Origin of the sequence: Providencia sp. PROV024 (genome assembly GCF_032709665.1) — a bacterium.
Taxonomy (GTDB): Bacteria; Pseudomonadota; Gammaproteobacteria; order Enterobacterales; family Enterobacteriaceae; genus Providencia; species Providencia huashanensis.
The window spans coordinates 1482957-1507382 of record NZ_CP120545.1; the positions used below are offsets into that span (position 1 = coordinate 1482957).

Annotated in this window: 19 protein-coding genes and 1 pseudogene; 15 read left to right on the top strand and 5 right to left on the bottom strand. The window is 39.3% G+C overall.

The features are described from left to right. Nucleotides 1–66 precede the first annotated feature (66 nt). Complete coding sequence (locus tag P3L56_RS06890; protein WP_272686115.1) at nt 67–1512, top strand: hypothetical protein; 1446 nt, start codon at nt 67–69, stop codon at nt 1510–1512. Between the two features lie 186 nt (nt 1513–1698). On the opposite strand, the gene P3L56_RS06895 is transcribed toward P3L56_RS06890, so the two are convergent. From P3L56_RS06895 to ybfF, 5 genes and pseudogenes are all read right to left on the bottom strand, one after another. Continuing rightward, nucleotides 1699–1968, bottom strand: a complete 270-nt coding sequence (locus tag P3L56_RS06895) for a hypothetical protein (protein ID WP_272686114.1) — start codon at nt 1966–1968, stop codon at nt 1699–1701. 197 nt (nt 1969–2165) lie between these two features. Beyond that, a pseudogene (locus P3L56_RS06900) lies at nt 2166–4096 on the bottom strand (type I secretion system permease/ATPase). A gap of 3 nt (nt 4097–4099) precedes the next feature. Next, complete coding sequence (locus tag P3L56_RS06905; protein WP_048606591.1) at nt 4100–5428, bottom strand: HlyD family type I secretion periplasmic adaptor subunit; 1329 nt, start codon at nt 5426–5428, stop codon at nt 4100–4102. Then, on the bottom strand, nt 5425–7530 hold the full coding sequence (locus P3L56_RS06910) for a peptidase domain-containing ABC transporter (RefSeq protein ID WP_131681061.1): 2106 nt from the start codon (nt 7528–7530) through the stop codon (nt 5425–5427). Before P3L56_RS06910 ends, P3L56_RS06905 begins: the two co-directional genes overlap by 4 nt. Before the next feature lie 243 nt (nt 7531–7773). After that, complete coding sequence (gene ybfF, locus P3L56_RS06915) at nt 7774–8550, bottom strand: esterase (protein ID WP_042846481.1); 777 nt, start codon at nt 8548–8550, stop codon at nt 7774–7776. 326 nt (nt 8551–8876) lie between these two features. Here ybfF and seqA point away from each other — a divergent pair, with 326 nt between their 5' ends. The 14 genes from seqA (at nt 8877) to kdsB (ending at nt 24422) form a co-directional block, all read left to right on the top strand. Further along, complete coding sequence (gene seqA / locus P3L56_RS06920; protein WP_042846480.1) at nt 8877–9422, top strand: replication initiation negative regulator SeqA; 546 nt, start codon at nt 8877–8879, stop codon at nt 9420–9422. Nucleotides 9423–9477: 55 nt separating this feature from the next. After that, complete coding sequence (gene pgm / locus P3L56_RS06925) at nt 9478–11112, top strand: phosphoglucomutase (alpha-D-glucose-1,6-bisphosphate-dependent) (RefSeq protein ID WP_042846479.1); 1635 nt, start codon at nt 9478–9480, stop codon at nt 11110–11112. Nucleotides 11113–11402: 290 nt separating this feature from the next. Further along, nucleotides 11403–12491: a 3-phosphoserine/phosphohydroxythreonine transaminase gene (gene serC / locus P3L56_RS06930; RefSeq protein ID WP_042846478.1), complete on the top strand. Its 1089-nt coding sequence runs from the start codon at nt 11403–11405 to the stop codon at nt 12489–12491. A gap of 202 nt (nt 12492–12693) precedes the next feature. After that, nucleotides 12694–13968: a 3-phosphoshikimate 1-carboxyvinyltransferase gene (aroA, locus tag P3L56_RS06935; protein WP_042846477.1), complete on the top strand. Its 1275-nt coding sequence runs from the start codon at nt 12694–12696 to the stop codon at nt 13966–13968. A 185-nt stretch (nt 13969–14153) separates the two neighbouring features. Then, on the top strand, nt 14154–14837 hold the full coding sequence (cmk, locus tag P3L56_RS06940) for a (d)CMP kinase (RefSeq protein ID WP_042846475.1): 684 nt from the start codon (nt 14154–14156) through the stop codon (nt 14835–14837). Between the two features lie 174 nt (nt 14838–15011). Beyond that, nucleotides 15012–16685, top strand: a complete 1674-nt coding sequence (gene rpsA, locus P3L56_RS06945; RefSeq protein WP_004909559.1) for a 30S ribosomal protein S1 — start codon at nt 15012–15014, stop codon at nt 16683–16685. A gap of 56 nt (nt 16686–16741) precedes the next feature. Continuing rightward, on the top strand, nt 16742–17029 hold the full coding sequence (gene ihfB, locus P3L56_RS06950; protein WP_042846474.1) for an integration host factor subunit beta: 288 nt from the start codon (nt 16742–16744) through the stop codon (nt 17027–17029). A gap of 69 nt (nt 17030–17098) precedes the next feature. Beyond that, nucleotides 17099–17305, top strand: a complete 207-nt coding sequence (locus tag P3L56_RS22630) for a hypothetical protein (protein ID WP_410480079.1) — start codon at nt 17099–17101, stop codon at nt 17303–17305. Between the two features lie 342 nt (nt 17306–17647). Further along, on the top strand, nt 17648–19942 hold the full coding sequence (locus P3L56_RS06955) for a DNA internalization-related competence protein ComEC/Rec2 (RefSeq protein ID WP_272686113.1): 2295 nt from the start codon (nt 17648–17650) through the stop codon (nt 19940–19942). Between the two features lie 36 nt (nt 19943–19978). Beyond that, entirely contained in the window at nt 19979–21724 is a 1746-nt protein-coding gene (gene msbA / locus P3L56_RS06960; protein ID WP_042846473.1) for a lipid A ABC transporter ATP-binding protein/permease MsbA, read from the top strand. Continuing rightward, nucleotides 21721–22719, top strand: coding sequence for a tetraacyldisaccharide 4'-kinase (gene lpxK, locus P3L56_RS06965; RefSeq protein WP_042846472.1), 999 nt, complete (start codon nt 21721–21723; stop codon nt 22717–22719). Before msbA ends, lpxK begins: the two co-directional genes overlap by 4 nt. 403 nt (nt 22720–23122) lie before the next feature. Continuing rightward, nucleotides 23123–23338, top strand: coding sequence for a cold-shock protein (locus P3L56_RS06970; RefSeq protein WP_004256206.1), 216 nt, complete (start codon nt 23123–23125; stop codon nt 23336–23338). Nucleotides 23339–23490: 152 nt separating this feature from the next. Next, nucleotides 23491–23670, top strand: coding sequence for a Trm112 family protein (locus tag P3L56_RS06975; RefSeq protein WP_042846471.1), 180 nt, complete (start codon nt 23491–23493; stop codon nt 23668–23670). Nucleotides 23671–23675: 5 nt separating this feature from the next. Then, nucleotides 23676–24422 (top strand): 3-deoxy-manno-octulosonate cytidylyltransferase, encoded by a 747-nt coding sequence (kdsB, locus tag P3L56_RS06980; RefSeq protein WP_042846470.1) that lies wholly within the window; start codon nt 23676–23678, stop codon nt 24420–24422. Nucleotides 24423–24426: the final 4 nt, after the last annotated feature.

Consider the following 24426-nt stretch of genomic DNA (forward strand, 5'->3'; position numbering starts at 1 on the left):
TAAAAACTCAATCACAAATAAGCCGCTTAATTGCGGTTTTTTACGTCCAAAATTCAAGGAAACACCATGATTTATGAAATTGGCACTATATCAACAAAAGCAAACGACCCGAAAATCACAGGTAAAAACACGCTGTGGAAAAACAGCGTGACGAAAGTCTCTGTGGGGCAAATTATTCTTATCCAGTCGGGCAATACGATATATCAAAACAGCATTCGCTCGGTGGAAAGCGATACACAAATGACGTTGAGCTTTCCGGTTCCAGTAGCTCTAACAGATGTGAAATACGTTATTTCAATCACAATGATTGGCTCGGTATCAGATGGCGTTAACAAAGCAACAGCGATGGTTACTGAAAGCTACCAACTGATGATGATATTGAACCGACTTATGACCGAATCCGGTGTGATTAAAGTAGTGTTACCTGACGGCACTGAAATGCAACTCAGAACAGAGAAAGAAAGGGATAGGCTGCTAGATGGGAAGGTTGATAAAAAAGGCGGGACTTTAACTGGCGCGCTAGTGCTTCCATCTGTCACAGTATTGCGCGATGGATTCAATAATCGATTAAATTTATACCCATCTACAGCTAATAGTGATGATTCATTGGCATTTCTCCAGTACAACACCGTTGGTGGTTCATGGGGTGGAAAGCTCGAAATCCCGAGGCCAGCACCAGGGAGTACAGCTAAATTAATGTTAGTTGGTGATTATGGACTTGGCACTTCAACTAGTGTTGATATTCGCACTCTACGATATAACGGCTTTTTTACTTCACCCGGCTTTAGTGAAACATCACCATCAACAGTGTATTTTGGTATGTCTTCGTTTAATACGGCAAAAACTCATGGAATGATTTTAGCGGCGCGAATGAAAACGTTACGCTTGACTATCATAGAAAATGATGTTGAAAGCCAATATGACGTTTATCACACGGGTAACACAACTAAAGACGCCCAAGGTAACTTAAGAGCTGCATCACCAATTGTTAAAGTATTTGCTGACCATATTGAAACCAATGATGAAAGTGAGGGCGTAACACTCGAAAAACTGGGTGTTGGTCGATATAAGCTCAAAGGTGTATTAGGCATGAACTCTGATGCCAGCTGGGGTGGATTTAACGGTGGTATTGTCATACCGAAGGGGATTAATGGCCTTGAACTTGTTTGGGCTGATTATAAAGTCCTTGCGGATGGGGATATCATTCTAGAGACCCACTATAGAAAACATGCTGATTTACCGCCACCAGTAGTTTTAAATCGCTTGATTGCTTACCCTGAGTTTATGGACGAAAACGGCAATGAACTGGAAAGCTACACGCCTTGCGATATTCCTAATGGCCACTGGATTGATATTCGTGTGCAAATGCCAAGTAACTCTATCTACAATCAAAAGCAAGCTGAAGCTGAGAGACTCGCTAAGCTAGAAGCAGAGCGATTAGCGCAAGAAGAAGCTAAACATGTTGCGGAAGAGGCGGAAAGTGCAGAGCAAGAAGACCAAAACGAGGCCTAATCAATATATTTTTCTATCAAAGCTGACGCTTCAACTGATAGCGTATCAGCAATGATTTTCAAATCATCTACATAGAGAGATATTTCACCGTTTTCACACTTTATATACTCGACCTCGGAAATCGTGAGATTCTTTGCTATTTCTGATGTTGATATATTTTGTGATATACGTAAATGCTTAATAAATTCACCAAGAGTTTTGTTCGACATGTTTCCTATATTTAGCCTTTTCTGATGACAAATGAAGATACATCTCAATAAAGTTCATCACTTTCTGAACTTTACGCTCATCAACGAGTTGCCAATTCTGATTAAGCATAAACTCGTCAATTGAAATACCTTTGTAATCTATCTCAGTTCTATAAAAAACGTAAATTTTTGATAGCTCAGTGTGAGATGGCTCTCTGTTTTCGTTGATGCAATTTAGTGCAAGTAAAAGTAGCTGAGTGTTGCTCATGTGACCTCCGATTGTGAGGCTGTATGATATGTGAACTAGAGGACATGCTATATCAATATTAGTCGGAATTATGTTGAAAGCAGGCGAAGAAGTGACTGTGACGAAATTGTGTCACAAAATAGAGGAGAATCATTAAATATATTCAAAAATTAGCAAATCGCAAAAATGCTGGCTGGCTTGTAGTGCGGCTTTGCTAGCTATAAATCATTAATCAATATTTGCACATCCTGTGACTCGTAATCCAATGCCGAAGTTGCTTCATCTAATATCAAAATATCTGGTTCTGTTAGTAAAGCACGTGCCAGAGCTATTCTTTGACGTTGCCCACCTGATAGGTTAAGGCCTTTTTCTGATAAGGGGGAATTAAACGTGTCAGGTAGCTCCATTATGAAATCATAAGCGCCTGCTAATTTTGCAGCATGAATAACTTTTTCATCCGAAGCTTGCGGGGCACTTAAGCGAATATTATCTGCAATAGAGCCGACGAATAGCATACTTTCTTGCAGAACAACACTCATACGGCGGCGTAATGAAACCGTATCTGCTACAGCTAAATCCATGCCATCGACAATAACTTGACCATGTTGTGGTACATAAAGACGCTGCAATAATTTTGTCAGAGTACTTTTCCCTGACCCGGAAGGGCCTGTTATCCCAATAAATTCCCCTGCTTTAACGGATAGCGACAGGTTATTGAGAACCTCTGGCATATCAGGTTGATAACGAAAACGAATATTTTGAAACTCAATTTTCCCTTGAATGCTGGCAGTGCTCGCAATGCCTTTGCGTTCATTTTCAACTGGTTTATCGAGTATATCCCCAACACGGCGAAGTGAAATTATAGTGTGTTGAAAATCTTGCCAAACTTGTGCAAACCTTAGCACGGGCTGAGTAACATGGGCACTTAGCATATTAAAGGCGACGAGTTCCCCAGGCGATATTCCACCGTTTAAAACTTCTTTGACCCCAACCCACAAGATAATTGCAGTTGTAATTTTACTCACTAATGTCATTAACTGAGAGGCTACTTCACTGCGCATTGAGACTTTAAAGCTTTGTCTCAGTTGTTTACTGAATATTTTTTCCATCGTTGATTAAAATATTTTTCAGTTGCTGTAGTTTTTACCGTTTCAATTCCTGTAATGGTTTCGGTAAGAAACGTGAGCCCATTTTCATCTGCTTGATAAGACTTTTCAGTTTGCTGACGAATAATTGGCCCAAGTATCATCCATAAAATGAAGAAAACCCCCATCGAACCGAGTAAAATCCATGACATTAGGCTGCTATAGGAAAATAGAACCGCAATAAAGAGGATCACAAAAATGAAGTCAATAAATAGCATCAAAGTTGAGCCAGTCAGAAATTGCCGTATATGCGCTAGCTCACGTATCCTTGCGATGATTTTCCCTGTTGGCCTTAATTTGAAATAATTTAAGGGGAGCGCCATTAAATGCCGATAGATTTTCCCTGATAATTCGGCGCTGATTTGGCTACTGGTATGACTAAAAATTTTATTGCGAATAAAACCGTATATTGGCTCAGCAACGGCAATAGCGAAGATTGCCAATGCAATAACATGTAAGTTGGATAAACTTCGCCCCACTAAAACTTTGTCTACAAGGTTTTGAAATAGTAGAGGGCTAACTAAGGCGAAAAGCTGAATAATGGCTGATAGAATAAAGATATTTCGTAATTTAACATGTTGACGCAAAATAGAAGGAACAAACCAGCTAAACCCAAAAGCTCTTTTTTGCTCTGGCTCTTGTTGCTCTTTAAGCAATAAAATATCGATTTCAGCTTCATTATTAAAATCATCAGCCTGAATTAACTTGATTTCGTTGTTTACAGGGTTGATGAGTACGAGGTCTTTTTCTTGTTGCAAGATTTGCCATGACCCTTGCGTATAGATTAACGCGGGAAGGGGGATGGTTGCTAACTGTGTATATGGTATAGCAATGAGTTCTGTTTCGTAGCCTAGTGTATTGGCACATTCTCTGATCTCCCACTCTGTAGGCGAAAGAGTTTGCATACCAATTGAATGCCTGAGTTGGTCTGTCGAAACATTCTTTTGGTAATAATTAGCCACCCAAACTAAGGCATCCAAGCCATGGTTGTTTATCTGTTCCATCGATTATTTTTCTCTCATTGCATTCGAGGTATATTCATTGATAGGGCTAAGTAGGTAATCAATAATTCGGCGCTTATCGGTTTTTATTTCGGCCACGATAGATAACCCAGGAGTGAGCTCAATCTGTTCACCATCAACTAACAGTTGTTTTTTATTAAGGCCTATTTGACCTAAGAACACTAAGCCAAGGTTTTCATCTTGCGTGCTATCCCGTGAAATAGAGAGAACCTCACCGTCAATGGTGCCATAACGGGTGTAAGGAAAGGCATCGACTTTGACTTCGGCTTTTAAACCTTCATGAATGAAGCCAATATCTTTATTTAAAATTTTAATTTCAGCTAATTGAACATGGTTATTAGGCACTATAACCATTAATTGCTGAGCGGGTTGTAGTACTCCCCCTAAAGTATGAGTGGCTAATTGTTGAACAGTACCATCAACAGGAGCTCGGATGATTTCTAATTGATTTCTTTCATGATTTTTTAATAGTTCTTGTTCTAAGGAGGCTTGTTTAAAAGCCGCTTGCTTATATTTTTCATCCCATTCTTGGTTTTTCTGTGCCTTTATCCTACTTTGTTTTTCAGTTAAGGCATGGTGCTGACTGACAAGAATGGATAATTCAGAGAGCTTGGTAACTTTCTCTTTTTTAGCGATAAGTAGCTCTCGTTCTTGTTCTAAAAATTCTTTCTGGCTGATTAACTGTTTCTGCGTTAATGAATGATGAGCATCAAGTCGTTGCTTTATATTATTGATTAGCGCGTTAATCGTGTTTAACTCATTTTTCCTAGCTTGCTGATTGACAATATTTAATTGAATTTCATTACTAATTTCATTAATGAGAGAGTCAAACTCTATTTGTTGAGTTTGGTAACTAGAGAGGGCACTTTTTTGCTCAGCTTCAGTTAATTGATGAAATTGAGGTAATTGATCAATCGGTTGTTGCAATAACAGAGCTTGATGAATGAGAGTTTCGGCAATTTGGAAATTATGTTGATAATTTAAGCTAAGAATATCTTGGTCGACGCCTAGCACATTAACCGTAAGTAATGGATCACCTTGTTTGACGGTTTGCCCATCTGCAACATGAATGTGTTCTAAGCGACTTAATTCAAACGCTTGAATTAATTGTGTACGCCCAGAAACAATCAATTTACCTTGGGTAGTTGCCTGAATATCTAGTTTACCAAAAAATGACCAAGCAACGGCAATGAAAATACCAAAACTAATTGATATTGCCACCCACAAGGCCAAATAGGAAGGGGGGGTTTTTAAAATTGCCAAATGGGAAGGCAAAAAACTGTTATAGCGGTTTTGTTTTAATCGATGTTTCATTTTACGTCCATGTCCGGTTTTAAGGATTGTTGCAGGGTCCATAAATGTTTATAGAAATTACCTTGTTCAATAAGCTGCTGGTGGCTGCCTTGTTCTATAATTTCTCCACGTTGCATGACAATAATTCGTTGATGGTGGCGAATGGTTGATAAGCGATGGGCGATGGTAATAACTGTCCTTCCTTTTGCAATAACATGCATGTTCTCTTGAATAACAGCTTGGGATTCATCATCTAAAGCGCTGGTGGCTTCATCAAAAATAATGACTTTAGGGTTAGCAAGTAAGGTACGTGCAATGGCAATACGTTGTCGTTGACCGCCGGAAAGAGACGTCCCCCCTTCAGCCAGTACGGTGTCATATCCCATAGGTAATTTTAAAATAAAGTCATGAGCACCGGCCATCTTCGCTGCATGAACGACGTCATCCATCGAAGCATTGGGGGCCGTTTGGGCAATATTGTGAAAAACAGATTGGCTAAATAAAAAGTTTTCTTGTAATACAATACCTATTTGTTGCCTTAGTGAATGTAGATTAATTGCCGACAAAGGCATGTTATCAACATAAATGGCGCCGCTTTCAGGGGTATAAAGCCGTAACAGTAACCGAGCTAGAGTACTTTTCCCTGAGCCTGAAGTACCGACAACGCCAATGGTTTCCCCTGCTTTAATATTTAAGTTAAAGTTTTTAAGGATATAAGGCATATTGGGTTGATAGCGGAATGAGACATCTTTTATAAATAGATTCCCTTGAATTGACTGCTTGTTTTCTTGCCTGGATTGTTCAACGGGGAGATTAATAATTTGCGATAGCTTTTCAATAGCAACACCTGTACGAATATAGTCCCCCCATAATTTTACGAGTTTGACTAAAGGTTGATTGGCATGACTGACCATCATATGAAACGCGATAAATTGGCCAATAGTCATTTGTAAAGCTAATACCTCAGATGCCCCAACCCATAAAACGATAGCACTGGTGATTTTTTCAATAGCCATGACTAAGTGTTCAGAGCGTGAGCTTATTTGCCCTGATACAAAATTAGTATGGCTCATATCGGATGTTTGACCATCCCATCGGCGAGTAAAATTAGGTTCTACCGATAAGCTTTTGGCTGTTTCAATACCATTGATGCTTTCGGTAAGAAAAGAGGTATTAATTGCGATGTTAGTAAATTGCTGTTGAGCGGCGGCTTCAATTTTAGGTGTTAACCACCAAGCTAATAAAAGGTAAAAAGGAATAGAGCATAGAAAGATTAATGTTAGAGTGGTTGATATTAAATTCATCACGAAAATAAATACAAATAAAAATAATACATCAACACATAATGTAAAGAAGCTGCTCGTTAAAAATTCGCGAATAGTTTCTAATTCTTTTACACGGGTAACAATTGCACCTATTTGACGGTTTTTGAAAAAGGGAATAGGTAACCGTAGTAAATGATTAACTAATTTTAAACCCAATGTCATGTCTATTCGATTAACCGTATGATGATAAACGTATTCACGTAACCCTTTTAGTATAACTTCAATAAATGCAGCAACAATTAAACCGAAAATTAGCACATCTAATGTCACTAAACTATTATGAATTAATACTTTATCCATAATAACTTGCATAACAATAGGAGAAACCAAAGCTAATATTTGTAAGATAAATGAAAAAAACAAAACCCATAAAATAATAGATTTATATTTCATAAACTCTGCTTGAAACCAAGATATATCAAATTGCCCTTGCTTCAGGTTTACATGCAACCAATCACCATTCCATCGTTGTTGTAGCTCTTCAATGCTCCAAATCTCAGGGGGGAGGTTACCCATTTGTTGTACTAAGACTTGTTCTTGATTGCGATTAGCTAATAAGAAGGCCTCGCCCTGGGTGTTATATAAAATAGCCGGACAGACTATTTTGGCGATATCTTTATTTTTTTGATGCTTATTCTTGCAGTTAATATGATACTTTTTTTTAATGATTTTGAGTTTTTCATTATAATTAATAGACTGCTTTAGCGTTTCCTCAAGTTCTTTAGGGTTTATTTGCCCTGACAACTTGGCGATAACACTAATAAAATATAATGTTGATTGTGATTTGGCGGTTTCCATTTTCTGTATTAATCATTCCCTTGGTTTTATTATATGCATAAACATAAATGCATATTGAAAAAATCAATTTAACATTGTCGATGAAGAAGGGGCTTTTAAATTTGGATAATACAGTGATTACAATTATCTGTGTATTGAAGTTAGTCTTATTGTTTAGTTTGAAAAAAAATAATTAAAAAATAAACCTTATTAGAGATATTGAGAATGAAAGTTCATCTTCAATATCTCGTTCATGATGATTTATTATTTTGGAATAGCCAAAAAACGGTGGATTGCTCTTAACACATGATCCGGTTTTTCGGCATGTACCCAATGACCAGTATCCGCAACAACCCAAGCTTTGGCCTTAGGAAATTGTTGAGCGATTTCATCGGAATATTCGGCTTGTACATAAGGTGAATTTCCCCCAGGAATTAATAATACAGGCTTATTCCATGCAGGGACGGTTTCCCAACCAATAATTTTCTCATAATTCGTTTTTAGTGCGGGCAAATTGAACTTCCATTCACCTTGCTTAAAAGATTTTAGGAGAAATTGGATAACGCCATCTTCATTGATATGGTGACGCATAATGGTTGTCGCTTCTTGACGAGTTTTAGCTTGCTCCGCAGTAACTGCATCCAGAGCTGCAAAGATTTTATCATGGCGGCGAACTTGATAAGCGACAGGGGCGATATCAATAGCAACTACCTGAGTGATAAAATCAGGGGCTAAAGCCGTTGCTGCCATTGCTATTTTCCCCCCCATGGAGTGACCAATTAAAATGGCATTTTTATAACCTAATGACTTTATAAGGTTAATCACATCTTGCGCCATTTGTTGATAACTCATCTGGTCGTCACGAAATGAATCACCATGATTGCGAACATCAATTTGAATAGTATCAAAATATTGTTGTAAATCACGGCCTAACACGCCTAAGTTATGCAGGTCACCGAATAGCCCATGAATTAATACAACAGGGTTATTAGAGATTGGATTTTCAGGTTTATGAATAGTATGGTTGAGTAACACAGTCATATTTGTTTTATCAATTTATCAGTGATACAAGTAGCTTTATCATGGCATGGCTAGGGATAAAATCCAAATAGTCAAATAATCTTCTTCGGAGGGTGAACAATTCAATAATTGGGTTAATAGAATGCTTTTATGCAAAGAATTTAAGAAAATTGAACTTGGTCACTGTGATGAAATGAGTAAAGTAATGGTATGATAACATACTGAATTATCTTTAAACTTAAAGGAGTGTTTACTTTAAGTTATTGAAATTTTAATTGTTTTGTTTTTTTTAAATCTGTCTTATAATCACACCGCAAATTTTAGTTAAAATAAAGTACTGGGAAAAAATGAAAACGATAGAAGTTGATGAAGAGCTTTACCGCTATATTGCGAGCCATACACAGCATATCGGTGAAAGTGCATCGGATATCTTGCGCCGTATGTTAAATTTCAAGTCCGGGCAGCCAGTACAAGTAAAAGAAGTCGGTCAGGCACAACCAGTAACTAAAACTGAACTGGCGATGAGTACACCTGCTGTTGCACAAAACCCAGTTAGGGTTGTTAGGGAATTATTGTTATCCGATGCTTATGCAGAAAAAAGCAAAGCAATTGACCGGTTTATGTTAATTCTGTCCACATTATACAGTTTAGATGCTAAGCGCTTTGCGAGCGCTACAGAATTAATGCATGGTCGAACTCGTATTTATTTTGCCGGCGATGAGCAAACGTTGCTTGCTGCGGGTAAACAGTCTAAGCCTCGTCATATTCCGGGGACCCCTTATTGGGTGATCACGAACACAAATACTAATCGCAAACGTAGTATGGTTGATGCCATCATGCAGGAAATGCAGTTCCCTGCGAATGTGATTGAAAAAGTGAGTAATACCATTTAAAACTGAAATATCACTGATGTGAAAAGCAAAGCATCAGTGCTTTGGGAGAAAACCAGTGACAATACATGAACGTGCAGGGCAGCTTCCGTTTCAAAGTGACTTGATCAATGTCGCTCAATTAACCGCTCAATATTATACTCAGCAGCCGCAAGCAGGGGACGCTTCTCAGGCGGTTAAATTTGGTACGTCTGGGCATCGTGGTAGCTCATTACGTAAAAATTTTAATGAAAATCACATATTGGCAATTGCACAAGCTATTGCTGATTTGCGCAAAACACAAGGGGTAACAGGCCCTTGCTTTGTGGGTAAAGATACACATGCTTTATCTGAAGCGGCATTTATTACTGTGGTTGAGGTGCTAGCAGCCAATCAAGTTCATGTAATTGTTCAGGAGAACAATGGTTTCACACCAACTCCAGCCATCTCCCATGCAATCTTAAGTTACAATCAGTCACACCAAAATATTGCTGATGGCATTGTGATCACGCCTTCCCATAATCCACCTGAAGATGGTGGTATTAAATATAATCCAGCAAATGGCGGGCCTGCGGATACAGATTTAACTTCGGTTATTGAGAAAAATGCTAATCAAATACTGGTAAATAACCTCGAGGGGGTTAAGCGCCTAAGTTTTGATGCTGCGATCGCAAGTGAATATGTTATTCAGCAAGATTTAATTATGCCATACGTATTAGCACTGGGCGAAGTTGTTGATATGGAGGCCATCGCCAAATCAGGGCTAAAAATCGGTGTTGACCCACTAGGTGGCTCAGGTATCGAATATTGGAAAAAAATTGCTGAGCATTATCAATTAAATATTGAAATCGTAAATGATCAACTAGACCAAACTTTCCGTTTTATGCCACTTGACCATGATGGCGTTATCCGTATGGATTGCTCATCAAGTTGGGCTATGGCAGGGTTATTAGGGATGAAAAAACGGTTTGATTTGGCGTTTGCAAATGATCCTGATTACGACCGCCATGGTATTGTCACCCCTGATGGGTTAATGAACCCAAATCACTACCTTGCTGTTGCGATTGACTATTTATTCCAGCATCGGCCTCTGTGGGGGAAAGATGTTGCTGTCGGTAAAACGCTGGTTTCTAGTGCGATGATTGACCGAGTTGTCAGTGATATTGGTCGTGAATTGGTAGAAGTACCGGTTGGTTTTAAATGGTTTGTTGATGGTTTATTTAGTGGTCAACTCGGTTTTGGTGGGGAAGAAAGTGCTGGGGCATCGTTCCTGAAATTTGATGGTACACCTTGGTCAACGGATAAAGATGGTATCATTCTTTGTTTATTAGCCGCAGAAATTACAGCAGTTACCGGTGAAAACCCTCAGCAACGCTATAATAACCTCGCGAAAAAATTTGGTGCACCGATTTACAACCGTATCCAAGCGAAAGCGACTCACGAAGAAAAAGCTAAGTTAAGTAAATTATCTCCAGAAATGGTAGCCGCAGATACGCTAGCGGGTGATAAAATTACACAGCGCTTAACCGCAGCACCTGGTAATGGCGCCTCGATAGGTGGCTTAAAAATTATGACCGATTACGGTTGGTTTGCAGCAAGGCCATCAGGGACAGAAGAAGCATACAAAATTTATTGTGAAAGTTTCCGTGGCGAAGAACATCTACGCCTTATTGAAAAAGAAGCTATCGAGATCGTTAGTAAAGTAATTAGTTAATTCCGCTTTTTATAAATAAAAAATTCATTTCAATAAATATCCCGAAGACAAAATCGACAAGATGATTCGGGATATTATTCCTTATTTATTGTTAATCTCTTCATAAAATTATGGTTGTCGATAATGTGACGAGATTAACAAAATTCTTTTGTTTATTTTACCCAAAATTCCCCTATTACTTTTTACTATCAATTCACAATAAGCGTTGCAGCTAAAGGCGTGGAGTGGTACAACTTGAAGCATCTGAGTGAGTTTTATTAATCATAATTATTGAAGATAGGGTGAGGTCAATGAGTCAGGTTTATAATTTCAGTGCAGGTCCAGCGATGCTGCCTGTCGAAGTCATGCGTCGTGCTGAACAAGAATTTTGTAATTGGCAAGGTCTAGGTGTTTCAGTGATGGAAGTGAGTCATCGCGGAAAAGAATTTGTTGAAGTTGCAAAAGAAGCTGAGCAAAATTTACGTGATTTATTAAATGTGCCAAGTAATTATAAAATTCTATTTTGTCATGGCGGTGCCCGTGCCCACTTTGCTACTATCCCGATGAACTTATTAGGTGGCAAAACGACGGCTGATTACATTGTCAGTGGTTATTGGTCAGAATCTGCTGCGAAAGAAGCAGCGAAATACTGTAAACCTAACGTCATTCAGATTGCTGAAGAAAAAGATGGCGTTGTGAGCCTAAAACCAATGAGTGAATGGCCTTTAAGTGACGATGCTGCTTATGTCCATTATTGCCCTAATGAAACGATTGGCGGTTTAGCCCTCCACGAAGAACCTGATTTCCCGAAAGACAAAATTATTGTTGCTGATTACTCATCTTCTATTTTATCAAAACCGATTGATGTCAGCCGTTTTGGCATAATCTATGCGGGTGCACAAAAAAATATTGGGCCTGCTGGGTTAACAATTGTCATTATTCGTGAAGACCTACTGGGCAAAGCCTCTCCACAGACGCCATCAGTGTTTGATTATACATTACTAGCAAAACATGATTCCATGTTCAACACACCGCCAACATTTGCATGGTACCTATCAGGTATGGTCTTTAAGTGGTTGAAAGAACAAGGTGGCTTACAAGAAATGGCGAAGCGTAATTATGAAAAATCACAATTACTCTACAATGCTATTGATGATAGCCAGTTTTATATAAACCGTGTGGCAGTAGAAAACCGCTCTTGGATGAATGTGCCATTCCAAATGCAAAACCCTGCATTGGATGCCAAATTTATCGAAGAAGCGAAAGAACAAGGCCTGCTTTCACTGAAAGGTCATAAAGTGGCAGGCGGAATGCGAGCCTCCATTTATAATGCTATGCCATTAGCTGGTGTACAGGCTTTGGTTGATTTTATGGCAGATTTTGAACGCCATAACGCATAACACTCTTTATTAAGCTCTACATAATTTGGGTTGCATGTCGGTGATAAACGAAAATAGCCAACACGCATGCAACCTGAAAAATGACGAGTATAAACTGGCTGATAGGATGTTCAGCTAATAATCGAGCCCTCTTGTAGCTAACTAAAAAGAAAATAGGGCTCGGTTGATTTTACTTGCAATTTCACTGGAGAAAACACCTTTTATGCAATCCCTGACATTACAACCAATTTCTTCAATTAATGGCACAATTAATTTGCCAGGGTCTAAAAGTGTCTCAAACCGTGCACTGTTACTTGCTGCGATGGCTAAAGGGACGACCGTACTGACTAATTTATTAGACAGTGATGATATTCGCCATATGCTGAATGCATTAAGCCAATTAGGGGTTAGTTACCAATTATCGGATGATAAAACACGGTGTTGCGTGGAAGGTCTAGGCGGTAACTTATCCCATTCGGATGAACTAGAAATATTTTTAGGTAATGCAGGGACAGCAATGCGCCCGCTGGCAGCGGCATTATCATTGAGCCACAATAATATTATTCTGACCGGAGAACCCCGCATGAAAGAGCGTCCCATTGGGCACTTAGTGGATGCTTTGAGGGAAGGCGGGGCAGTTATTGATTATTTAGAACAAGAAAATTATCCGCCGATTCGTTTAAAAGGCGGTTTTGTCGGTGGCAAAATTTCAGTCGATGGTTCGGTTTCTAGCCAATTTTTAACGGCATTATTAATGGCGGCTCCTCGTGCAGAGCAAGATACGACTATTACCATTATTGGTGAGTTAGTCTCTAAACCTTATATTGATATAACGCTAGCATTAATGAAAACTTTTGGTGTTATTGTTGAAAATCATCAATATCAACAATTTGTAATTAAAGGCCAGCAACAATATCAATCACCTGGTGAATATTTAGTGGAAGGTGACGCTTCTTCGGCTTCTTACTTTTTAGCCGCTGCTGCTATTAAAGGTGGTATTGTACGTGTCACTGGTATTGGCCGTAATAGTTTGCAAGGTGATACTAAGTTTGCCAACGTGTTGGAGAAAATGGGCGCGACGATTCGCTGGGGTGATGACTACGTTGAGTGTCAACGTGGTACTTTGAGCGGTATTGACATGGATATGAATGAAATCCCTGATGCAGCAATGACAATAGGGACTGTCGCGTTATTCGCTGAAGGCGAAACAGTTATTCGTAATATTTATAACTGGCGTGTAAAAGAAACTGACAGGTTATACGCGATGGCCACTGAGCTACGAAAAGTTGGCGCTGAAGTAGAAGAGGGGCATGATTATATCCGTGTTGTTCCACCCAAAAAACTACAACACGCAGAAATTGAAACTTACAATGACCATCGTATTGCTATGTGTTTTTCATTAGTGGCGTTATCAGATACTCCTGTCACTATTTTAGACCCAGGTTGCACTGCCAAAACGTTTCCAGATTACTTCGAGCAGCTTGCTCGCCTAAGTTAATACTTTTGTTGGGCTGATATGTTTGTTCAGTACCAGCCCAACAATAACTTAATTTAATCAATATTCTCTTATTTTCTGACAATCATCAGAACCTGCTTATTTCACAAAGTTGATGAATTGGTATAATACCTCTACTGATTTTAATTGCAGGTAGCGGATGCTATGTGCAGAAAAGGAGACTTTTTATGGTGGCGATAGCCCCTGTAATCACCGTTGATGGACCTAGCGGAGCAGGCAAAGGTACACTTTGCCAAGCATTAGCAAATGAATTTGGATGGCAACTTCTAGACTCCGGTGCAATTTATCGTGTACTCGCGTTAGCTGCATTACATCATCATGTTGATATTCAATCTGAGGATGGGCTAGTTCCTTTAGCGGCTAATTTAGATGTACGCTTTGTTCCTGAAGGGAATATCTTAAAAGTGATCCTTGAAGGTGAGGATGTCTCAAATCAGATTAGAACAGAAACCGTTGGAAATACGGCTTCGCAAACAGCAACTTTTCCCCGTGTTCGTGAAGCTCTATTACGACGCCAGCGTGCATTTAGAACATTCCCTGGGTTAATTGCCGATGGTCGAGATATGGGAACTGTTGTATTCCCTGATGCCCCAGTGAAAATTTTCCTTGATGCTTCTGCGCAAGAAAGAGCGCATCGTCGCATGAAGCAGTTGCAAGAGAAAGGCTTTGATGTTAATTTTGAACGTCTTTTAAGCGAAATTGAAGAGCGCGATTACCGTGATCGCAATCGCTCAGTTGCGCCCCTTATTGCTGCGAAAGATGCATTAGTGCTGGATTCCACAAGTATGTCAATTGAGGAAGTTATTGAAAAAGCACGCACCTATGCAAAAAAAATTCTACAATTATCGTGATAATAGGCTTTATTTTAGCTTATAATTAGATAATATACGCACTTACCGCTATGTTGATTATTTTATTAGCATAGCATCAACCTTGCGACATGGAATGTTGTGGGGTATGTGAAACAACCCCATTTGGCGGGAAGCTAAGTGGACGTTAATTAAAAACTCTTGAAGATCATTAATATGACTGAATCTTTTGCTCAACTCTTTGAAGAATCCCTGCAGAATATTGAAACTCGTCCTGGTTCTATCGTTCGTGGTACTGTTGTTGCCATCGATAAAGACGTAGTACTGGTAGACGCAGGTCTTAAATCAGAATCTGCTATCCCAGTAGAACAGTTCAAAAATGCTCAGGGTGAGCTAGAAATCCAAGTTGGCGACGAAATCGATGTAGCTCTGGATGCAGTAGAAGATGGTTTCGGTGAAACTATCCTGTCTCGTGAGAAAGCTAAACGTCATGAAGCATGGCTGATGCTGGAAAAAGCTTACGAAGAAGCTGAAACTGTAACTGGTGTTATCAACGGTAAAGTTAAAGGCGGTTTCACTGTTGAACTTAACGGCATCCGTGCGTTCTTACCAGGTTCACTGGTAGATGTACGCCCAGTTCGTGATACTACTCACTTGGAAGGCAAAGAGCTTGAGTTCAAAGTAATCAAGCTGGATCAGAAACGCAACAACGTTGTTGTTTCTCGTCGTGCTGTAATTGAATCTGAAAGCAGCGCTGAGCGCGATCAACTGCTGGAAAACCTGCAGGAAGGCATGGAAGTTAAAGGTATCGTTAAGAACCTTACTGACTACGGTGCATTCGTTGATCTTGGCGGTGTTGACGGCTTGCTGCACATCACTGACATGGCTTGGAAACGTGTTAAACACCCAAGCGAAATCGTCAACGTTGGTGATGAAATCAATGTTAAAGTTCTGAAATTCGACCGTGAGCGCACTCGTGTTTCTCTGGGTCTGAAACAACTGGGCGAAGATCCTTGGGTCGCAATCGCTAAACGTTACCCAGAAGGCACTAAGCTGACTGGTCGCGTTACTAACCTGACTGACTATGGTTGCTTCGTAGAAATCGAAGAAGGCGTTGAAGGTCTGGTTCACGTTTCAGAAATGGATTGGACTAACAAAAACATCCACCCATCTAAAGTTGTTAACGTTGGTGATGTTGTTGAAGTTATGGTTCTGGATATCGATGAAGAACGTCGTCGTATCTCTTTAGGCCTAAAACAATGCAAATCTAACCCATGGCAGCAATTTGCAGAAACTCACAACAAAGGCGACCGCGTTGAAGGTAAAATCAAGTCTATCACTGACTTCGGTATCTTCATCGGTCTGGACGGCGGCATCGATGGCCTGGTTCACTTATCTGACATCTCCTGGAACGTTGCAGGCGAAGAAGCAGTTCGTGAATACAAAAAAGGCGATGAAATCGCAGCTGTTGTTCTGCAAGTTGACGCAGAGCGTGAGCGTATCTCTTTAGGTGTTAAACAGTTAGCTGAAGATCCATTCAATAACTACTTAGCAGCTACTAAGAAAGGCGCTATCGTTACTGGTAAAGTAATCGCAGTTGACGCTAAAGGTGCAACTGTTGAGCTGACTCTGGGCGTTGAAGGTTACCTGCGTGCTTCAGAAGCTTCACGTGACCGTGTTGAAGATGCAACTCTGGTTCTGAACGTTGGTGATGATGTTGAAGCTAAATACACTGGTGTTGATCGTAAAAACCGTGTAATCAACCTGTCTGTTCGTGCTAAAGATGAAGCGGATGAGAAAGACGCTGTCGCAGCTGTGAACAAACAAGAAGATACTGCATTCGGCAACAATGCAATGGCTGAAGCTTTCAAAGCAGCTAAAGGCGAATAATTAAGTGGGGGCAGTAATAGAATTGCCCCTTTGTAACGGTAGTTTAGGGAGGTACTATGACCAAGTCTGAATTAATTGAAAGACTGGCTAGCCAGCAGTCTCATCTTTCAGCAAAAACCGTTGAGGAAGCTGTAAAGGAAATTCTTGAGCATATGGCTGATACGTTAGCCGGTGGTGAGCGTATTGAGGTTCGTGGTTTCGGCAGTTTTTCTCTTCACTACCGTGCACCACGCGTTGGCCGTAACCCAAAAACTGGTGATAAAGTGGAGCTAGAAGGTAAATATGTTCCTCATTTTAAACCAGGTAAAGAATTACGTGATCGTGTAAATATTTATGGCCAATAAAGGGCTATAAATCTTAATTATTACATCAAAACAGCGCTTGCATATTATTGTATAGCGCTGTTTTTTATAATCTGGCCAACACCCAACACCCAACACCCAACACCCAACACCCAACACCCAACACCCAACACCCAACACCCAACACCCAACACCCAACACCCAACACCCAACACCCAACACCCAACACCCAACACCCAACACCCAACACCCAACACCCAACACCCAACACCCAACACCCAACACCTAACACTGGGAATCAAATACTTGACCTCATAGCTTTCGCTCATTGAAAAATGGAAAAAGAAATCAATCGGTCTAGATGGGATTATAAATGTAGATGTAGGCTTAAACACGACAAGTATTGATAAGTATTGAAATAAATTGCGAGGCGCTTCCCACTTTAATGAATACTGTATTTTTCCTGAATAACTTATTACGAAGCGCGACTCAAAACCTATCTTAACTACTTATTGAATAAATAGTTAAGTTTTAGATTGGGCTCTAGATTATGGGTAAAAGGAGCCAAATATGAAAGGACAGGGAGGGGGGAAGAACTGGGCTATTAATCACACTATTCATTATTGGCTAGGTAAATATAAAAAATCACTATCATTATCATTGGCAGCATTAGCGGTAATTACTGGGGTATTACCTTTATTATTTATTCCTGAACTTATAAGTTTAAACGTTACAATTACTTGTATTTTTATCATTACTTTATTTTTAATCTTTTATATGACTAATAAGGTAGGGAAGTTTATCTCATTGGTTATCATATCGTTTATTTGGGGAAACTGGCATTGTATTGATATTAAAAACAAAATGTATTTTCTATCTGAGAAAAACCACAAAATTGACCTTACCGTTATAAGTATTCCGTTAGCAGGAAAAGAATATAAGCATAAGGTACGTATTGATAGAATAAACTCTAAAATTATTTTTCCTCCATTATATGCTTTATGGAAGACTAAGGCGCCATTATGCGCGGGGCAGTCATGGCAAATTGTAGGAAAGCTTAAGCCTTTACATAGTTCTTTAAATGAAGGGGGTTTTAATCAACAGCGTTATCTATTAGCAAAAAGGCAAATTGGTTTACTGAAGAGTCAGCAACAAAAAATATTAGACTCTCAATGTTCTATTAGACAAAAGCTTATTAACTATTATTCACAGCAAATATCACCATTAAATAATGCAGGTGTTATTTATGCGCTTATGTTTGGTGAAAGGGGGCTATTGACCCCACAGCATTCTCTGCTATTACAGAATACAGGGTTAACTCATTTAATTGCGATATCTGGTTTACATATAGGTTTAGCCTATTTATTTGGTTATTTGATTGTAAGGGGGATTCAATATTTATTACCTATATCATTTTTAAATGAAAGTATCCCAATATTGTCAGGGGTATGTTTGGCTGTTCTTTATGCTTGGGTTTCTGATTTTGCAATCCCTGCAACTCGGGCATTTTTTGCTTTATTGTTATGGGTTTATATTCGAAAAAAAACATCTCATTATTTTTCTTGGCAATGGGCGTTATGGAGCATTGCAGGTATCTTAGTATTAGACCCGTTATCAATTTTATCAGATAGTTTTTGGCTATCGAGCTTTGCGGTTTTAGCCATACTCTATTGGTCCAGTGTTTTACCTTTATCTCCTCATCTTGCGCAACAAAAAGTAATAGGGAAAATTATTATATTAACTCATTTACAGATAGGTTTACTTATTCTACTTATTCCCATGCAACTTATAATGTTTAATGGCATTAATCTAATGAGTTTTTTTGCAAATCTTTGGTTTGTTCCTATTATTTCTTGGTTAGTAGTTCCTGCTATATTTGTCTTATTTTTACTACCAATTCCTGAGATACAAAATGTTATTTTACTTGCTATTGATCAGGTAATTGAATGGGGGTTGAAGCCAATTCCATTCTTCAGCCGCTTTTGGTTTGAATTACGTCATGTGCCTTATTATGCTTTGGTAAGCTGTTGGCTTATTGCTTTAGTGATCCTTTACCGGTGGTACAAAAATTACTTAGGGCTATGCGGCTGTGTCCTCATATTAATACTAACTGAAAGAGGGAATAGTAAATCACCAAAAAAGGATTGGAGCTTAACTGTACTCGATATTGGCCACGGTTTAGCAGTCGTTATAGAACAAAATAATCTAGCATTCTTATATGATACAGGAAATATATGGAAAGGGAGCAGCAGTGCAAAAAAGCAGGTTATCCCCTTTCTTAAACATCATAATATTACACCGTTAACTGTTATTCTCAGTCATAATCATCTGGATCATACTGGGGGCGTTAAAGATTTAAGTCAGCAATACCCGTGGATAAGCATACGTAGTAGTTTTGGTAATTACTCTAATGAATATAATAAGTTAAAGAAAAGACAGCGTATTCAGCATCTTCCTTGCTTCAAAGGGCAAAAGTGGCAATGGGGGATTTTAACATTTGAAGTGTTGTGGCCTGAAAAATCATCAAAAATATCGCATAACAATGATTCTTGTGTTATTCAATTAACTGATGGGTACCATAAAATCTTATTGACGGGAGATTTAGAAAAACAAGGTGAAAGATCAATTGTTGAAATGTATAAATCAAGACTTCATTCTAACATTTTATTTGCGCCTCACCATGGAAGTAGCACATCCTCAACCGCCTTATTGTTAAGGAATGTTAAACCATCATTGGCATTAGTTTCTTCTGCAAGGTACAGTGCGTGGAAAATTCCATCACAAAAAGTCTATTCTAGGTATAAAAGTAGTGGCGTTAAATGGTTAAACACAGCAGAGAATGGTCAGATAACTTTATGGTTTAAAAAAGAAAATATTAAAATTTTACGTTATCGCTATGAAATTCAACCCCGTTGGTATCATCTGTGGTTTGGCTTGCCGCTATTTCCCGAGTAGAATAGTGCGCTTACATTAAGTCTGGTAATTAAAAGTATGAATGATAAAGACCTTTCGACAAAACAAACTTTTCGCCGCTTGTGGCCAATTATTGCGCCTTTTAAAGCGGGTTTAATTGTAGCAGCAATAGCACTTATCATTAACGCCGCAGGTGATGCGTTTATGATTTCTTTGTTAAAACCCTTGTTAGATGAAGGCTTCGATAAAGCCGACAACGATGTTTTAAAATGGCTTCCGCTTGCGGTGTTAGGTCTTATGGTCGTTCGTGGTAGTTCTAGCTTTGTTTCAACCTATTGTGTTTCATGGGTCGCGGGCAAAGTCGTTATGAATATGCGCCGTAAATTGTTTGGTCATATGATGGGAATGCCTGTTAGCTTTTTTGACCAGCAGTCAACAGGGACATTATTATCGAGAATTACTTATGACTCAGAGCAGGTTGCTTCCTCTTCCTCAGGTGCATTAATTACTATTATACGTGAAAGCGCCTATATTATCGGGTTGTTTGCCATGATGTTTTATTACAGCTGGCAACTATCTCTGATATTAATTGTTATTGCCCCAGTTGTTTCTGTGACTATTCGCATTGTCTCTAAACGTTTTCGTAAAATCAGTAAAAATATGCAAACGGGGATGGGGCATGTTACTGCTAGCGCAGAGCAAATGTTAAAAGGGCATAAAGAAGTTTTAATTTTTGGTGGGCAGAAAGTTGAAACTGAGCGTTTTAACAAGGTAAGCAATAACATGCGTCGCCAAAATATGAAAATGGTAACCGCATCAGCAATTTCAGACCCGATTGTTCAACTTATTGCTTCATTCGCATTGGCATTTGTATTGTACGCTGCGAGCTTTCCCGAAATTCGCGATGAATTAACATCAGGTACCATTGCCGTTGTATTTTCATCTATGTTTGCATTAATGCGGCCTTTAAAATCCCTCACTAATGTTAACTCTCAATTTCAGCGCGGTATGGCTGCTTGCCAAACCTTGTTTGCTATCTTAGATACTGAACAAGAAAAAGATAATGGGACGAAAGTATTAAAAGAGGTAAAAGGTGACATCAAATTTGAACATGTTACTTTTACCTATGAAACCAAAGAGCATCCTGCGTTAGACGATATTTCATTTACGTTACCTGCGGGGAAATCAGTTGCTCTGGTCGGGCGTTCAGGTTCAGGTAAGTCTACAATTGCTAATTTAATTACGCGTTTTTATGACATTGATGAAGGAACGATCCAGATAGATGGTCATGATATTCGCGAATACACCTTAGCTTCGTTACGGAACCAAGTTGCTTTAGTTTCACAGCATGTTTACTTATTTAACGATACGATAGCCAATAATATTGCCTATGCAACAGATGGCAACTACAGCCGTGAGCAAATTGAAAAAGCAGCAGAGATGGCTTACGCAATGGACTTTATTGCCAAGCTTGATAAAGGCTTAGATACGGTTATCGGTGAAAATGGGGTCATGCTTTCAGGTGGTCAGCGCCAGCGGATAGCGATAGCTCGCGCATTGTTACGTGATGCCCCAATCCTTATTCTTGATGAAGCAACCTCTGCTTTAGATACTGAGTCTGAACGTGCAATTCAAGCTGCACTTGATGAACTACAAAAGAATAGGACATCTTTAGTGATTGCTCATAGGTTATCAACGATAGAGAACGCCGATGAAATCTTAGTGGTACAAGATGGCAAGATTATTGAGCGTGGTAATCATGCATCTTTATTAGCGCAAGATGGCGCGTATTCTCAATTACATAGAATCCAATTTAAACAATGATAGAGCGTATTTGGTCTGGCAAATCTTGGCTATATATTTTGTTATTGCCGTTATCTTTCCTTTATGGGCTGATAACAGTAATTCGGCATATGGCATATAAAGTTGGGCTATTTCGTTCATGGAAAGCACCGGTTCCGGTGGTCGTAGTTGGGAACCTAACTGCGGGTGGAAATGGTAAAACGCCCGTAGTCATTTGGTTAGTTGAATCATTAACTAATGCAGGTTATCGGGTGGGGGTCGTTTCTAGGGGCTATGGCGGTAAGTCAGAGAATTACCCATTAGTACTTAATGAGGCGACTACCACACAAGTTGCAGGGGATGAACCTGTATTGATATTTCATCGCACAAAGGCGCCTGTTGCTGTAGCCCCTAAGCGTAGCGATGCAGTTAAAGCCCTGCTTCAGGCATACGAATTAGATGTCATCATCACCGATGACGGGCTACAACACTACGCACTGCAACGTGACTATGAGATAGTCGTCATTGATGGGCAACGTCGTTTTGGTAATGGCTGGTGGCTTCCTGCTGGGCCTATGCGTGAAAGAATTGGGCGTTTAAAAACTGTTAATGCATCTATAGTTAATGGTGGTAATCCCCAAGGAAATGAAGTGCTAATGACCCTAGAGGGGGATAGCGCAATTAACCTTGTGAGCTTAAAAAAACAACCCGTTACGGAGCTAGAGTCGGTAGTGGCAATGGCAGGAATTGGTCACCCCACACGTTTTTTTAATTCTTTACAGGGTAAAGGGGTTGTATTAGAGGGAAGCCAAGCTTTTGCCGATCACCAATCGTATGAACAACAACAGTTAATGTCTTTAGTTAAACCCCATCAGTCTTTATTAATGACGGAGAAAGATGCAGTAAAATGCCGCGAATTTGCTCAACCTAACTGGTGGTTCCTTCCTGTTCAAGCTCAGCTCCAACATCGTGGTGCAGATAAAATTTTAAGCGAAATAAAAAAACTTATCACAAATAACAAAAAAACTTGCCACTAACGTTTCACTATGATAATAATATCGCCAATGTGATATAGATCTACTTATTATGTATCTAGATGCAATACATTAATAATTGGATTTTATACTAGCTTGAATTTCACGCCGCGTTCTTTAGTTAGTCTTCATATCCTCGCACAATCTACATTATTGGGTCGTTACTTCTAAGTTTTGTCATCATAATGTCAAATTAGGCTGTTAACTTCACAGTGGATGAGTGATATCTGAAATCTATATTTACGGGCGTTATAGTAAATGCACAATTATTTATGTGCATAAATTGGTAAAAGTGTATTTACTCTTTGATGTATTAATAGATCGGCAATTTATAAATGGGACGCAAGAAAGAGTAATGATACAAAGATAAAAAAAATATTGTTCTCAGAACAAAAGGAGTTTTAATATGAATTTTCAATTACATATGGGTCGAGTTAAATGGTTTGACGCAAAAGAAGGTTACGGTTTTATTTCACCATTCAATGGTGGAGATGATGTATTTGTGACAACAAAATCAATCGCTAATAAAAAAATCAAATCATTATTTGAAGGTCAAAACGTTGAGTTCTCTGTTACTCGTAATTCGGATGGCATAACGGCAGCAGACGTTATTGCTTACTAGAAGTAATTACTAAACAATTAACAGAACAAATTCTCCTGCTTTTATCCTCTCATCTCACGCAGGAGATCTTATTCAGAAAGATTAAAGTTAACGGTGATATCTGCATGTGATATCCTGACTCCAAGTGAGTTAAAATCCATTCGGGAGAAAACATGGATCACCGTTTACTTGAAATCATTGCCTGCCCTATATGTCATGGCAAATTAAGCTATAACAAAGAAAACCTCGAGCTTATCTGCAAGTTTGATCACTTAGCCTATCCAATTCGTGATGGCATCCCTGTATTACTCGAAAATGAAGCACGCCAAGTCTCATTAGATGAAGGAAAATAATCGCCATGTTTACGGTTATTATTCCTGCTCGTTATGCATCGACCCGTTTGCCGGGTAAACCTTTAGCTGATATTCATGGCAAGCCAATGGTCGTTAGGGTGATGGAACAAGCGATTAAATCAGGGGCTAGTCGAGTCATTGTGGCGACAGATCATCCTGATGTGGCTAAAGCTGTGATTGAAGCTGGGGGTGAGGCTTGTATGACCAACCCCGAGCACCAGTCTGGCACTGAGCGGTTAGCAGAAGTTATCGATACTTACGGCTTTTCTGATGATGAAATCATTGTGAATGTGCAAGGGGATGAGCCTTTAATTCCACCTGAAATTATTAGCCAAGTAGCAAATAATCTTAAGGGAAGTCAAGCTGGAATGGGTACGCTGGCCGTGCCTATTCGTGATGCTCATGAGGCGTTTAACCCCAATGCAGTGAAAGTGGTTACTGATCAAGGTGGCTATGCGTTGTACTTTTCTCGTGCAACTATTCCTTGGGACAGAGACGGTTTTGCTAAAAGTCATGATGTCATTGGTGACACGTTTTTACGTCATATTGGTATTTACGCCTATCGAGCTGGGTTTATCCGCCGTTATGTTAGTTGGGAAGCTAGTCCATTAGAAAAAATCGAGATGCTTGAGCAGCTTCGGGTGCTTTGGTATGGTGAGAAAATTCATGTGGATGTAGCTAAAACAACACCAGGGGCGGGTGTTGATACCCAAGCAGATCTTGATGCTGTCAGAAAGCAATTTCTATTGTAATTAA

Excerpts from the sequence above, each read along its gene's own strand:
- serC (WP_042846478.1), top strand. The coding sequence starts at position 11,403 with ATGAGTCAGGTTTATAATTTCAGTGCAGGTCCAGCGATGCTGCCTGTC.
- rpsA (WP_004909559.1), top strand. The coding sequence starts at position 15,012 with ATGACTGAATCTTTTGCTCAACTCTTTGAAGAATCCCTGCAGAATATT.
- lpxK (WP_042846472.1), top strand. The coding sequence starts at position 21,721 with ATGATAGAGCGTATTTGGTCTGGCAAATCTTGGCTATATATTTTGTTA.
- P3L56_RS06910 (WP_131681061.1), bottom strand. The coding sequence starts at position 7,530 with ATGGAAACCGCCAAATCACAATCAACATTATATTTTATTAGTGTTATC.
- aroA (WP_042846477.1), top strand. The coding sequence starts at position 12,694 with ATGCAATCCCTGACATTACAACCAATTTCTTCAATTAATGGCACAATT.
- ihfB (WP_042846474.1), top strand. The coding sequence starts at position 16,742 with ATGACCAAGTCTGAATTAATTGAAAGACTGGCTAGCCAGCAGTCTCAT.
- P3L56_RS06890 (WP_272686115.1), top strand. The coding sequence starts at position 67 with ATGATTTATGAAATTGGCACTATATCAACAAAAGCAAACGACCCGAAA.
- P3L56_RS06905 (WP_048606591.1), bottom strand. The coding sequence starts at position 5,428 with ATGAAACATCGATTAAAACAAAACCGCTATAACAGTTTTTTGCCTTCC.
- P3L56_RS06970 (WP_004256206.1), top strand. The coding sequence starts at position 23,123 with ATGAATTTTCAATTACATATGGGTCGAGTTAAATGGTTTGACGCAAAA.
- msbA (WP_042846473.1), top strand. The coding sequence starts at position 19,979 with ATGAATGATAAAGACCTTTCGACAAAACAAACTTTTCGCCGCTTGTGG.
- P3L56_RS06975 (WP_042846471.1), top strand. The coding sequence starts at position 23,491 with ATGGATCACCGTTTACTTGAAATCATTGCCTGCCCTATATGTCATGGC.
- ybfF (WP_042846481.1), bottom strand. The coding sequence starts at position 8,550 with ATGACTGTGTTACTCAACCATACTATTCATAAACCTGAAAATCCAATC.
- P3L56_RS06895 (WP_272686114.1), bottom strand. The coding sequence starts at position 1,968 with ATGAGCAACACTCAGCTACTTTTACTTGCACTAAATTGCATCAACGAA.
- kdsB (WP_042846470.1), top strand. The coding sequence starts at position 23,676 with ATGTTTACGGTTATTATTCCTGCTCGTTATGCATCGACCCGTTTGCCG.
- cmk (WP_042846475.1), top strand. The coding sequence starts at position 14,154 with ATGGTGGCGATAGCCCCTGTAATCACCGTTGATGGACCTAGCGGAGCA.
- seqA (WP_042846480.1), top strand. The coding sequence starts at position 8,877 with ATGAAAACGATAGAAGTTGATGAAGAGCTTTACCGCTATATTGCGAGC.